This window comes from Acinetobacter lwoffii (genome assembly GCF_019343495.1).
GTDB lineage: Bacteria > Pseudomonadota > Gammaproteobacteria > Pseudomonadales > Moraxellaceae > Acinetobacter > Acinetobacter lwoffii_P.
Genome location: NZ_CP072553.1, coordinates 14,189 through 27,706, shown reverse-complemented (window position 1 = coordinate 27,706; position 13,518 = coordinate 14,189). Strand labels below are relative to the sequence as shown.

Annotated in this window: 10 protein-coding genes; 2 read left to right on the top strand and 8 right to left on the bottom strand. The window is 34.3% G+C overall.

Annotated elements, in window-relative coordinates; all coding sequences use genetic code 11:
• Positions 1-395 precede the first annotated feature (395 nt).
• Positions 396-3,314: an AAA family ATPase gene (locus J7649_RS16550; protein WP_219310306.1), complete on the top strand. Its 2,919-nt coding sequence runs from the start codon at positions 396-398 to the stop codon at positions 3,312-3,314.
• A 50-nt stretch (positions 3,315-3,364) separates the two neighbouring features.
• Positions 3,365-3,802 (top strand): hypothetical protein, encoded by a 438-nt coding sequence (locus J7649_RS16545; protein ID WP_219310302.1) that lies wholly within the window; start codon positions 3,365-3,367, stop codon positions 3,800-3,802.
• Positions 3,803-3,857: 55 nt separating this feature from the next.
• Here the strand turns inward: J7649_RS16545 and J7649_RS16540 are convergent, their stop codons facing one another.
• The 8 genes from J7649_RS16540 to J7649_RS16505 form a co-directional block, all read right to left on the bottom strand.
• The gene (locus tag J7649_RS16540; protein WP_219310300.1) at positions 3,858-4,307 is read right to left on the bottom strand and encodes a hypothetical protein; all 450 of its coding nucleotides are present in this window, start codon (positions 4,305-4,307) and stop codon (positions 3,858-3,860) included.
• Positions 4,308-4,349: 42 nt separating this feature from the next.
• Positions 4,350-4,994, bottom strand: coding sequence for a recombinase family protein (locus J7649_RS16535; protein WP_219310298.1), 645 nt, complete (start codon positions 4,992-4,994; stop codon positions 4,350-4,352).
• 553 nt (positions 4,995-5,547) lie between these two features.
• The gene (locus tag J7649_RS16530) at positions 5,548-7,269 is read right to left on the bottom strand and encodes an AlwI family type II restriction endonuclease (protein ID WP_228738688.1); all 1,722 of its coding nucleotides are present in this window, start codon (positions 7,267-7,269) and stop codon (positions 5,548-5,550) included.
• Positions 7,270-9,192 (bottom strand): Dam family site-specific DNA-(adenine-N6)-methyltransferase, encoded by a 1,923-nt coding sequence (locus J7649_RS16525; RefSeq protein WP_171264956.1) that lies wholly within the window; start codon positions 9,190-9,192, stop codon positions 7,270-7,272.
• Positions 9,185-9,436: a helix-turn-helix domain-containing protein gene (locus J7649_RS16520; protein WP_219310296.1), complete on the bottom strand. Its 252-nt coding sequence runs from the start codon at positions 9,434-9,436 to the stop codon at positions 9,185-9,187. Before J7649_RS16520 ends, J7649_RS16525 begins: the two co-directional genes overlap by 8 nt.
• A 250-nt stretch (positions 9,437-9,686) precedes the next feature.
• The gene (locus J7649_RS16515; protein WP_086266463.1) at positions 9,687-10,100 is read right to left on the bottom strand and encodes a hypothetical protein; all 414 of its coding nucleotides are present in this window, start codon (positions 10,098-10,100) and stop codon (positions 9,687-9,689) included.
• Between the two features lie 65 nt (positions 10,101-10,165).
• Positions 10,166-10,807 carry a TrbJ/VirB5 family protein gene (locus J7649_RS16510; protein ID WP_005108918.1) on the bottom strand — a complete coding sequence of 214 codons (642 nt, stop codon included), beginning with the start codon at positions 10,805-10,807 and terminating at the stop codon, positions 10,166-10,168.
• On the bottom strand, positions 10,804-13,515 hold the full coding sequence (locus tag J7649_RS16505) for a VirB4 family type IV secretion/conjugal transfer ATPase (RefSeq protein ID WP_219310294.1): 2,712 nt from the start codon (positions 13,513-13,515) through the stop codon (positions 10,804-10,806). Before J7649_RS16505 ends, J7649_RS16510 begins: the two co-directional genes overlap by 4 nt.
• Between the last annotated feature and the right edge of the window lie 3 nt (positions 13,516-13,518).

The window sequence follows — 13,518 nt, the reverse complement described above, 5'->3', positions numbered from 1 at the left end:
TATTACAGCACTAAACAACAAAAATCATATTAAATTATTAATTTCTGACTTTTCTAATTAAAGAAATATTTATTCTGAATATGTCTTAGATTTAAAAATTATTTAGCCAGGTGATCATTTTTTATAGGATTTTTAAAATCTTAAAATTGGCTTTCAGTCCTTTAGTTTAAAAAATATTCTAATGTATATCTAATAACAAAAAATTACAGTTTTTAGCTTAAAAAAATCCTTATTAATCATGTCCCTTATAGATACTCAGATTTGGGTTTTCTGAACTATGGGTTATCACCTTGTAGCGAATATATATTGAAGTTATCATGACAACAGCAGTTGGAATGCACGCTTCCGCGTTTCTCTCCGAGAAACAAAAAAAGCAGATTCAAAATAGGCGAATTATGGCGATTTATCACTTATCAGTTAAATCAGGTAGGCAATATGGTTCTTCGGGAAGTCGAGGGGCAAGCCATTACGCTTATATAAACCGTGAAGGTAAATACAAAAGAGAAGATTTAGAAAATATAAAATCAGGAAATTTACCAAATTGGGCTAAAGATGCTGCTCACTTTTGGAAGTCAGCAGATAAGAACGAACGCATTAATGGACGTATTTATACTGAATTAGAAATTTCATTGCCTAGAGAATTGAATAAAGAACAACGTGAAGAATTAGTACAGGAATTTGTAGATAAGACTTTAGGTAAAAACTTCACATATTCCTATGCAATTCATAGCCCATTAGCAAGTGATGGTGAACAAAATCCTCATATTCATTTGATGTTTAGTGAAAGAAAATTAGATGGTATTGATCGTGATGAAGTACAACACTTTAAACGCTACAATCCGACTAATCCTGAAAAGGGCGGGGCAGGTAAAGACCGCTATTTTTCATCTAAAGTTTTTGTGGCAGATACACGCTTATCATGGGCTAACCATGTAAACGATTTTTGTGAAAATTTAGGTCTTGATGCTCGTATAGATCATAGAAGTTATAAGGCTCAGGGGCTTGAATTATCCAGTCAAAACTTCAGGGCTGATTATGTTAGTAATCATAAATATTTCATTAATGAAAATATAAAAAATATACGTCATCAAAATGGCGAAATTATTATTGAGCATCCTTCGGAAGTTATTAGAGCTTTAACTTCTAATCAGTCTGTATTTACTGCCCGTGATCTTGAGCGTTTTGTTATGGCTCATACTGACAGTCAAGAACAATATCTTAAAGCCTATGAAGCTGTAATGACTTGTCCTGATATGGCAATGTTGTTTGGGAAAGATAAGGTTGTATTCTCATCAAAAGAATTAGTCGGAATTGAAGATTCTATTTCTGCATTTATCTACAATGCCAATGAGCAAAGTCGAGTACAGAAGCCATTTAATTTAACTGAAAAATTCACTTTAAATGCTGTAAAAATTGCTGATAAAAGAACATTCAATAGAGAGCAAGAAGCAGCCTATTATACTTTGACTTCTACTGATCGAATCTCATTGCTAAATGGTTCGGCTGGTACTGGTAAGTCTTATGTTCTTAGTGCTGTTTCTGAAGCCTTTAAAACTTCAGATTATAAAGTTCATGGTATTGCTTTGCAGGCAATTACAGCTAGAGCTATTTCTGACGATTGTAATATTCCAAGCAGTACAATTGCTTCATTCCTTGCACGATATGAAAGTGGTAACTTTGAGATCAATAATAAGACTGTCTTGATCTTAGATGAAGCGGGGATGGTCGGCTCAAGAGATATGCAAAAACTTCTCATGATCGTAGAGAAGCATGATGCTCAAATAAAACTTGTTGGTGATAGTTATCAGTTAAGTGCTGTTAGTGCTGGTTCTGCATTTGCTCATATTCAAGATAACCTTGATAAGAAAAATATTGCTTCATTAGAAGATATACAACGACAAAAATATGCGAAGGAATCAGAGAAAATGATTGAAGCATCTAAGTTGTTATCTAAGCATGAAGTTGACAAAGCATTAGATATTTATAAGACCATTAATGCTGTTAATGAATATGAATCTCACGATCTAGCACTAGCCAAAACTATTAAATCTTGGAGTGAAGATTCTAGCGAAAATAAGTTAATGCTTGCTCATTCAAATAATGATGTGAATGAATTAAACCGCATGGCAAGAAATGTATTAATTAAAAATGGTCAACTTTCTGCTACTGGTAATCATGTTAAAACTGCTTTCGGTGATATTGAAATTACTGTTGGAGAAAAAATTGTATTTAAGCAGAATGATTCAAAATTAAAAGTTAGTAATGGTGAAACAGCAAAAGTAATCGGTTTTGAAAAAGATAATCTTAATAACATTAAATTTATGATGGTTCAGTCAGATAAAAATAATGAGATCATTAAAGTAGATTTAAATGAATACAACCAATTTAAATATGGTTATGCAAATACTATTCACTCATCACAAGGTATGACTGTTGATAATGCCTATATTGTGGCGAGTGAGAACATGAATGCTAATTTAACTTATGTTGCTTTAACCCGACATAAACATAATGTCGAAATTAATTATTCTGCTATGTCGTTTACCACGAATGAAAAAGAATTCGTTAAACGTCCAGATGGTAAAATCTCATACGATCAGAATTACAATCCTGTTGAAAAAGAAGTTACACCTTTTGAAAACTTCAAAAAAGTTCTAGGACGATCAGAAAAGAAAGAATTTTCTACAGACTTCACTTTAGTAGACAAGCAAGAAAAATTGATCAAAGCATATCTGCAAGATCACCGCCACCATATTGAAGATAAGCGGGAGATATACGGAATTAACTCGAAGATACATGCTTTAACTTCAGAGAATCGTACATTCACGAAGGAAGAAATTGTTACCGAGGTTCGTGCGAATCTTAAATCTAAATCTATTTTAGGTGATGAGATCGGTAGCATTAGAGGTATGAAAATTGCAAAAGGTGAGCTTCTCAAACTTGAGGAAGGGTTACAGATCAAGACTGGATTCTTTAAGAAAGAAACCTTTGAGAAGGGAACAGAATTAAAGGTTCTTGATGCCTACAAGGTGAAAGATAAACCAATGATTAAAGCTCGAATCAATGATATGGAATATGAGATTCCATTTGAAAAACTTTCTGTTAAGTATTCAGATCGGTACTTCACAGAGTTTAAAGATCAGAGCGCACACCGTTTTACTGCCCGCAATAAAACTGAAGTTTATAGCGAGTACCGTGAGCAGTTATTGAAGCAAAAGATTACTGCACCGGAAGAAAATTTGAATGCTCCTAATCACAAGATGAAGCTGCAAAGCAATCTTAATACTACCCCTAGAAATACACCTAGAATCTAACTTCACCTGGCATAAGCAAGTGAAAATAACAAACCATAAAGGACTTTTTAATGAGTAAAGATGATCATGATAAATTTGTATTATTCCTGATAGTTGTAGGCTTTATCGTGTTAGTTGTCTGCGGTCTTGCGTGGCAGGGAGCAGGCATCTTTAACTTGCCTTTCACAGTGATGCTATGGACTATCATCAGATTAATTATCGTGGTATCGCTTGTATTTATTGCTGGAAAATTCGGTCTACCAAGAGAGTTTACTTTCCCCGCAGCAGCAGTAGGTTTAGCTTTTAGTTTATTCCCTGTCCTTGATCATATTGCGTTAGGTTATTCTGCTAAAAATTTCTATGAAACCACTAATTTTATGGGGCAAACGGTTCGGGAATTTGGTGCCAGTGAAATTACGGTCTGGTGGGGTTCGATTTATGCCAAAATAGCCTATGCTAGCCTTGCAGGTTTAATTGGATATGGTGTTAAAGTCGCCACTGATGATTAAAAAAGAAAAACCAACTTTAAGTTGGTTTTTTTTTGGTTCTAAAGAAGATCAGTAATTAGGGTTTTAATACTTTTCTGATTTTATCTATGTTGTTTAGCATTTCAGGCAACCCCCCATCTGTTATTAGGCTGTTCAATGCGTAGTTTGCATTGATATGCTTTAATCCTTTTTGCATTTCAGTTGTTCTTACTGGATTACTAGCTATTGCATAAAATCCTCTCTGTGATAAGAATCTCTGATTATATTTTTTCTCAAGTTCTAGTGGATATAGAAATACCGAGGTTGATACTGTTGTTTGATATTGAGTAATCATGCCAACTTGAGAAATTTGTATACCAGCATTAGCGGCTTTTAATTTTTGACATAATTCATCGTATTTTTGAAAGTTCCATCCTTTTTTTTCTAACTCAAGACTTAGTTCCTCATCTTGATTTGTTTCTAATAGACATTCTGCATAAGTATTACAACTAACTAAGAGTGCCATTATATAAAGGAGATTTTTCATTATTTACCTAAGTGATACTTAATAACCTTCAATATATTAGCTTTAATTATCAGTTTCTTCAGCAAACCTTTTTCTATAACGGCATAAGCTCATATAAGTAATACCGAAGTCTTTAGCTATTTGAGTGTAACTGTAATCAGCAGCTTTATTCTTTAAGGCTTCTTTTAGATTTTCTAATTTTTCATCCCTGATAGCAGGCTTTCTACCTTTATAAACTCCATTTTCCTTAGCTCTCTCAATACCCTCTTGTTGAGCATTTCTGATATTTGCACGTTGATATTGAGCAATCCCACCAAAGATATGAAAGGTCAAAATATCCATTGGATTATTACTAGCGGGATAGAATTTTATATTCTCAGTAATAAAGTGCAAATTGACCTGCTTTTTTTTAAAGAAATCGACCAATTCAAGTAAGTGATTTAAATCTCTTGATAGCCGATCTAGGGAATGAACGACCACTGTGTCACCTCTGCGGGCATGGCGTTTGAGTTCTTCTAATTGAGGTCGGTCCGATTCTGCACCAGAAATCTTATCTATGAAAATTTCATCACATTGGATATTAGCTAATTGGCGGGCTGTATTTTGTTCTTTTGTAGATACCCGAATATAGCCAAGTGTTTGAGTGGCTGGCGTACTTTTTATCTGTTCTTCAATATCAATTGTGAGATTATCAGCTATATGCTTCATGTTTGGTATAACAAAATAATTTAGACCCTATTGTTATACATATAACAAAATATTCTTTCAACCCTATTGTTATATAAAATTCAAGGGATAAAAACATAACAATAGGGTATACCCTATTGTTATGTTTTTTAATGTTCTAATAAAAAATATCTTGCCTCCATTACACGACACATAAGTTGTCATTTACGACACATAGAATGTTATTGAGCGATACATAACTTGTTATTGATAAAAAACCGCCATTATTGGCGGTTTTTTATCAAGTCTCATATTAATTTTAGAAAATTAAAACTTTATGGGTTTTGCAAAATCAATAATACTTGGACATCTATGCTTGTTTTATCGGGACATTTTTTCTGCTTTAGGGTTAATGAGACTACATAAAACCTTGGAACATTGGTTGGTAAATAAGCGTGGAACGTGAGTAATCAATAAAAAGCCGTTCTGGTGCCCTACACTCCAGAACGGTTTAATCTAATATATTGATATTTAAATATAAATATCAAGAATTTCGTCTAATGTGTATTATGTTGATTTTAGAAAAACTAAGCAATTAGATAGTTATAGTAAACTTATTGGTAATCTCACTTTTCCATTGTGGAGCCGTTAAGGTCTCTCGTAATTTTAAACTTTCATCCATCATGTTCTTTAAATTAAAAATGCCTGTTTCTACTTGATTACTCTCTATTAGCGATTCCAAATAATTTTTAAAACTTTCTAAAGTTAATGGCAGAATCTTCACATCCATAAGTTCTTCTTGATGATACCAAGCACCATGCCTGAATGTTTCTGCGGTATTAGTGTCTATGGTAAGTGCAAGAAATAAACCGTAAACTTCTTTACTAGGCGTATTTACTGTTTCTACAGCAATATGTCTTCTTACTGGTTCGCCTTCAGCCGCTTCCTGTCTAGAGTTCGACGTTAATGTAACTTCTCCAAGAATTTTAAAATTTTCATATTCAAAGATTACATCAGCACCACCACCAGGAGCATTGTGAATAGGTTTAAAGTCCTGATCCACCTTAAATCTGCGACATTGTTGAGGTTCAATGATCAAATGATTTAAAGCTAAAAATGCTCTCCATAATACCCATTCAAAATATGCAGGTCTTTCCCCAGATGGAATAGAAATTTCTTTATCGGCAATCTCCAAAGATGATGTTTTAGGCGAAAGTAATAAATGCATATAGCCTAAAATTTCATCCCATTCATTTTTTTGATTTTGAGCAAATTTTTTCTCATTATTTTCAAAAAGTAATTCTTCAAGATGATATCTATAATTTTTAATTTCACCTATCGGGGCATGTTTAATAGAACTATTTTTTTCAAACGCAATTCTATTTCGTTGTAAAGTTTCTTCTAATTGAGCAATTAATAATATATTTGTTTCTTGATTATCTGTTGGTAATGGAGCACCTACCTGAATTTTTAATTGGGAGCTGTTTATATCAAAAAATTGATACATTTCTAGTAGCTTATCAATAATGAGTTTTTTATCTTCAATAAAGGCAATGCCTTTTCCTGAAGCCGTAAACAAACCTGTAGCTTTTAAATATCTCAAATTAGTATCAGCATAATCTTTTATACTAGAAGCACTAATAGACGCTTGATCAGACTTCGATTGATATAATTCTCTATCAAATTTCTTTTTTGATACAGCTACTTGTCTATTTCCCCGAATAGAAATTATTTCATCAACAGCTTGATCTATATCAAGATAACTAAAAGTTAATTGAATAACCGCAGCCATTTCTTGGAATGAAACTTTACTACTTCCTGTTCTATTGTCTAATTCCTTCATGATGTGAAGCGTTAACATCAAAGGAGAAAAAGCTCCTATTGAATCATCTGAATTTTGAGCTTCATACGAATATAGAATTAATGACCTTAAATAGCATTCCTGATCAGACTGTAAAGTTTGACTATTAAGAAGATTCCTCCCATTTTCGGTTAAAATATAAATTTGATTGAATTGTTCTATAAACCCCAATTTTTCTAACGCGGAACGCCATTTTCTACCAACACTATATGTTGTATCACTAAAGCCAGAGACATCTTCTGCTTCAAAACTAGAACTAATAATTCCGCCATCAACCAATGCTTTGCAGAATACTAATTCTTTCTCCTTTGCCCCCCTAATGTCCCCATTAGTTGAAGCAAAGACTTTTAGCCCATCAATCAGTCTGAAAGGACTACGTACTGTTGTATTTCCAAGAAGCCAAGTACTCATAATTATAAAAAAGGAATAAAAATAAGATTTTATTCCTTTTTCCATTTAGTAAGCTACAAATAAGTACTCTTGAACTGCATTACGATTGTCTCCAACCTTAGTTGCTTGATTACCAAATGAATATTTATAATCTATTGGTATCACATCTACGTTTTCCTTATATTTGCGTAACATAACCAACATTTCGTCCATGTTCGGAAGGCTATTAGATGAATACGAAATAAGAAGAATATTCTCCTTATACTTCTCAAATAGCTTATCAAAAGCGACATAGACATCCTTTCGAGATGAAAAAGGTGTCGGATATGATTTAAATTTTTTTGTCTTTGTGTGTTCTTGAATCTCGATTCCTTCCCAATCTAACGATAACCCTTCCACAAAATGGTATCGTCTAACATATTCATTATCTGAACAGACAGAATAATATGGAGGGTCCATATAAATTAAGCAATTATCAGGAAAATCAATATTTAAGGCATTTTCTCGGTATGAAATATTTGATTTTCCATTGTCAAAAATAGCGTTGTTTATTAATTCTACAGCATTCAAGAATTGCTCTTCTAAGCTTAAAACTAGGTCTTTCCTTCCATCATCATAACGATTTCCTGTATACGTAAAGATCCCACGTGGTCTTTTTTTCATACATGCACGAATCAACGCACTTCTAGCAATTGCTTGTTCATACTCATTATCAAGAGTCTTAATATTGGATCGAATAATATCAATCAATAAGTTTTCATCATCAGAAAAATATAAGTCTTTAAATTTTGTCTGCACAAAATCATTGATTGGATTCTTTTTCACCAACAGTGATCTAGCTTTTTCATAACTCAAGGTTACATGACTATTCTCCACCATCGCTTTTGTGAAAGTGTGTGACATATTCATATAATCGTTTGTTATTACTTGCCGACCTAACGTTTTAAACAAATAGCTGACTATGCCTGAGCCAGAGAATAAATCTACTAATGTTGGTGAATTAAACTGTTCAACGATACCCAAAATATAAGGGAGTAATTTCTGCTTAGACCCCATGTATCTTGTTGAAGGATATAATTGTACTTGCTCAGGTAGTGGGGCAATTTTTTCTAAATCCAAACTAAATTTCTCATTTTTTTGAGTATTTGAGACAATTACATCTTCACCTTTTCGTGTTTTAGAATCACATGAAATATGTCTTTTTGTCTGGATAACTTCATACTTAAATCCATGATAAAGCTTTTCAACTATAGAATGATTAGAGTTAGTCAAAAAAACATGACATCCCTTATCGCTCAGAACTTTATATACTTTAGCTAAGTTTTCATGATCTTCTAAATAAAATTGCTCTTTAGTATATCGTTTAAAATCTGAATATTCTGAAATAGGTACATAAGGAGGATCTAAAAAAATCAAATCATTGGGACAAGCAAAATTTTCTAAAACGTTCAAATAATCAGAACAAACGATTTTTGCTTTAGATAATAAAATAGAAGCTGCTCTTAAATTATCCTCATCCAAAATCTTAGGATTTTTATATTTTCCAAAAGGAACATTAAATTGTCCCTTTTTATTCACTCTATACAGACCATTAAAACAAGTTTTATTTAAATAAATTGTTCGAGCAGCAGCTTCTACAGAAGATAACGTCTCCCTATCTTGGGAACGAACCTCATAAAACATTTCTTCGGTATTTTTGAATTTTTTTAACTCAGCAATTACAGCCTCAACATCATCTGCAACTGTACGATATAAGTTAATTAGTTCAGGATTACTATCAGCAATTACAGCATCCTCAGGTTGTAATGCAAAAAAGACTGCCCCTCCGCCGAAGAAAGGCTCAATATACTTTCCGTAAGATTTTGGAAATCTAGGTAAGATTGAGTCCAACATTTGAGTTTTACCACCCGCCCATTTAAGAATCGGCTTACATTTAATTTTTTGTGGTACTACATCATCTATAAAATCTACTAAGAAAGGTTTATTCACTGGCTATTTCCCCTTCATTAGTAACACAGTTATATTCTTTGACTTTGTCAAAAACTTCATAAAAATCTAAGCCTTTATCCTTCATTGAAGAAATTAAAGAAATGATAATGGCTATGTGTGAAGGAATAACCCCCACTTTATGATAATTAGTTATAGAATTAGGATTCATTCCCAATAATTCAGCAAACTCTTTAATGGTAAGACCTGCTTTACCAATTAATCGCTGAAATTCTGAATAAGGCATATTAAAATCTTAAAGACGTAAAAACTTAGAAAATATTATAACACATAAAAAAGTGTGTCTAGCACATTATTTTATGTGTTAAAATAGAGTCTCTGCAAGTTGGCCATTTAACATGAAAGCTCTTATTCAAAATCTCCATGTTAGAAACCATTTAAAGCGTCCAAATAAGATAGGAATCTCTGTTCACTTTTCTATGAAATTTAGTGTCCATTAAAGAGCCATAGATATTCTATAACTCAATTCTTTATTTTTAATAATTAGGGTTTTTGGTACGGATTATTTTTAGTTCCTCTTTGGTTATGGGTTCATTGTTCGTAATTTTACTTTCAATATAGTTGATCTTTTCATTTTGGTTCACAGCATTTATATAAGCTAAATCTTCATTGCTCAATTCAGGTACTACTTCATGGATTTTAGGAATTACTCTAGTCTGCTTAGTTTGGATCTTTTTTTCAGCCTTCACTTCAGTTGTGGTAGTAGTCACAGTATTGATGAGAGGGCTATTTAGTGCCTTGCTCAAAGATACAGTTTTCTCATCTGTCTTAACCTCTATACTGCCTTTTGAAGTGGTTAGTCCTACTGCTTTAGGTTGGGTATTAATAGTTTCAGCATGGGAGTAGTCCAGGGTAAATAATGTAATCATTGGGACAAGAATTTTTTTCATATAGAAAACCTAAATTTAGACAAAAAAAAGCTAACAGTCAGAACTGTTAGCCGTAAGAAAAAAGATTAGTTACCAAACCATGATTTAAAACTTTGTGTACTGGTGACACCTGATGAAGCATTATTTGAAGCTAAATTGGTTTGGACCGCAGCCAGCTTCGCACCGATAGAGTTGATATAACCCTGTTCAATTGCAATGGCATTAGCTAAGTCCTGTGCTTCTTTAATGTTCTTAGTCGAATTGATCTTATTCTTTAAAGTAGTAAGGTTTGCAACGTGTTCATTCAAAGCATTATAAGAAGCATCACTGAAGGCAAAACCTGTCTTAACAGTATTATAGCTGCGCTTGTACTGATCATTGCTTAGAAGCTGATTCATGCCTTCACTACCGATAGTAGTAAGCACCTTGTCATAAGTTTTTTGTGCACTGCCGAAAGCACCAGACTTCTGATTGGAAACAACATCTTGCCATGAACCAGCTACAACATCAGTAACAGTCTTTACGCCTGAAGTCCCAATACCTGTATTACCTGTTGTGCTTTCATATTGTTTTTTCATGATTTCATACTGCTGCTTCATTTGAGCAAGTTGCTTCACCATGTTAGCAACGGCAGTCGGGTCAAAAACAACGTCCCAAGCCTTAGCGGGATTGGCTGTGAACAATAAAGCAAAAGCTACAGCCGTGATTTTTGTTTTGCTCATTTTCATGATTTCACCTTTTCATTAAATTCATTAACCCATTGGGAGTAGGTTAGGTTTTCATTTTTACTTAGTGTTTCTTCAAGCATCTTGTGGCGTACTTCATTGCCTGAAAATACTGGGATAATTTCTGACATATTTCCTAGATCGAGCTTACTAATGACTGAATCATGAGAGTTTTTAATCATGAACTGACGTAAGTAAGGCGGTGTATTAACAATCCATTCAAATTCTGTTTGTGTGCATCCTAATCCTGAATTTTGATCATTACCCATATACGTTGCTGGGTTGGCTTTATCGTTCGGCAATAGAATTGAGGTTTTAAACTGCCCGATCAGATCGTCATCCTTAGTGATCACTTCAGGGGTAGGGGTTACGAAGATCATCATGCCGTTACGTCTACGGTATGTAGTCAACATAATTTTCAGCCAAGCTAAGTTGATCGGGTTGCTGATGTAACGCTGACCTTCCTCAACTACCACAATGAACGGACGACCCTCTGACATAGCTATATCAATACGGTGAAAGATATACATAGACATAGCACCCAGCACGACATCATTTTTAATGACGTTTTTCATTTCATAACCAAAGATACGAGCATCTTCAATTGAGAAATTGTCACCTTCATTGTCAAAGATATTGGCAAAATGACCATTATTCGCCCATTTCGCCATGCGTTCAGCAAGGTTATTATTCTCTGCCATGCCAAACAGTGAGATAAAGTTTCTTAACCTCCGGAGAGTTTTTTCATAGCTGTAAACTGCTTCTACAACTTCTTTAATTTTGTTTTCTTCTGCTGCTGATAATGGTTTCGGGTTTCCAGCCTCGTTATAGTCTTGCCCCATGAATGCAAAAAGTTTATTCAGGAAAAGTCTATTCTGATCGGTGTCATCTAACTGAAGCGGATTCCAACCAGTCGGCACCATTTCACTTAGAACGGTATGTTTACCGCCCATTGCTTGAATCCAAACTGATGCTGAATATTCAAAATCAAAGTGAAAAATATAGGGCTTAAACTTATCTGCTGCTGTGAGCAAAGCATTAATTAAAGTTGTTTTACCGCCACCAGTACCAGTTGTAATACGAGTATGACCTACATCACCCTCATGGAAATTAAAGTAATAAGGGGTATTTCCTTCAGTCTTTAACTGTAAAACATACTCGCCCCAATGGTTGCCTTCCTTTTTACCAATAGAGCTATTGTGCATACTGGCAAAGCCAGCAAAGTTAGTTGTATTGATCGTTGCAGGGCGTTGGAGTAAATGATAATTACCAATTAACGTTGAGTAAAAAGTAGGTTCAGCAATTAAATCTTCCTTTTTAGGCAGCATGTGATTTCGCTGGAAAGCCCCGCTAGTTTTCTGCATAGCATCTTTAAAGGCTGCACCATTCTTAGCTGTAACAAGTACATTAAGAGAATAGATACCATTCAGAATGCGACCTGAAGCCAAATCATCTACAGCTTGATTAATCGCTTCAATTTGAGATTCAGATTTATCTTTCGCATTTTTTAACTGGTTCTGACGCTGGATACTCATGTTGATAGACTTTCTTCTGTCCATCATCATGAAAGTTTGAGAAATAAGTAGAGGATGATCTACCTTCAAAAACTCATCTAACATCGTGTGATCGGTATGTTCAGGGTAGTTAGGCGTTGGTAGGCTGTAAATCGCGCCTGCGGTGACTTCACCACTCGGATGATAAAACTTAATTGTTCCATCCGGAGTAAATACTTTACGGACAAAGCCCAAATAGTTTCTGATCTCTGTCGGGTATAGGGGTATCTCTGCTCTTTCTAAATTCACCATGTAGCCCAAAAAATTAACCGCTTCGGAATACATCACATTATCTTTATGATAAACGCCCAATTGACGAGGGTTAGCATCCTGAAGGTACTCTTTAAACATACTTACAGCATTGCTTAATTCTGCGAGCATTTGAGCTTCATTATCTACTCTGAAGAATGTATTTTTTAGGCGGGTAAATGGCGGTTCACTTGGGTTAGCTTTGCGAACAAGGAGAGAAATATAAATGTCATTTTGGAACATATGTTCCTGACTTAGCTTTTCATAATATTTCTGTTGGAAGTGATCAGAAAATTCATTGCCGTGAGGTTCTGGTATTTCTGTTTCTACTTCGTGTCGATCATAGTAAACGCTAACAACGAAACGGCTACCGAGCTGCTTGAACATTTCTGCTCGATAGCGTTTAAGCATCTTCAACTGTTCATAGCTTTTGGTTTCGTATGCAAAACCTGTGATCTTCAGGATTGTAAAAATATCACCGTTTACGAGCTTAATATTGTGGCTGTCAATTGGTGTCAGATAGGGTAAATTGCTCACTTCCATTAGTTCACCACTCGCTAGTTGTTTTTGATCATATTCAATTCCCTCATCTTTGGTTTTGGTATGGGTTTCAAAGCTATAACCACCGAAAACCATTTTTCTAGAAAATTTCCTTTTCAGTGAAAAAAGTAGGTATTGAATCCCTCTATCTTCTTCATAGGTCAGTGCATTAAGGACTAAATAAATCCCCGCAATGATGAAGAAGCCAGTCATTACTTTTCCTAGCAAGGCAAGGATAGTAATGAGAAATCCACCGACAATAAAAAAGATAGCGAAAATATCTACTGGAATATTTGCGACCCTTGCCACTCGTGCAAGACCCGCAAATAAAAGGTCTTTCTGTTCCTGTTTTTCAGTGGCTTTGCTCATGTT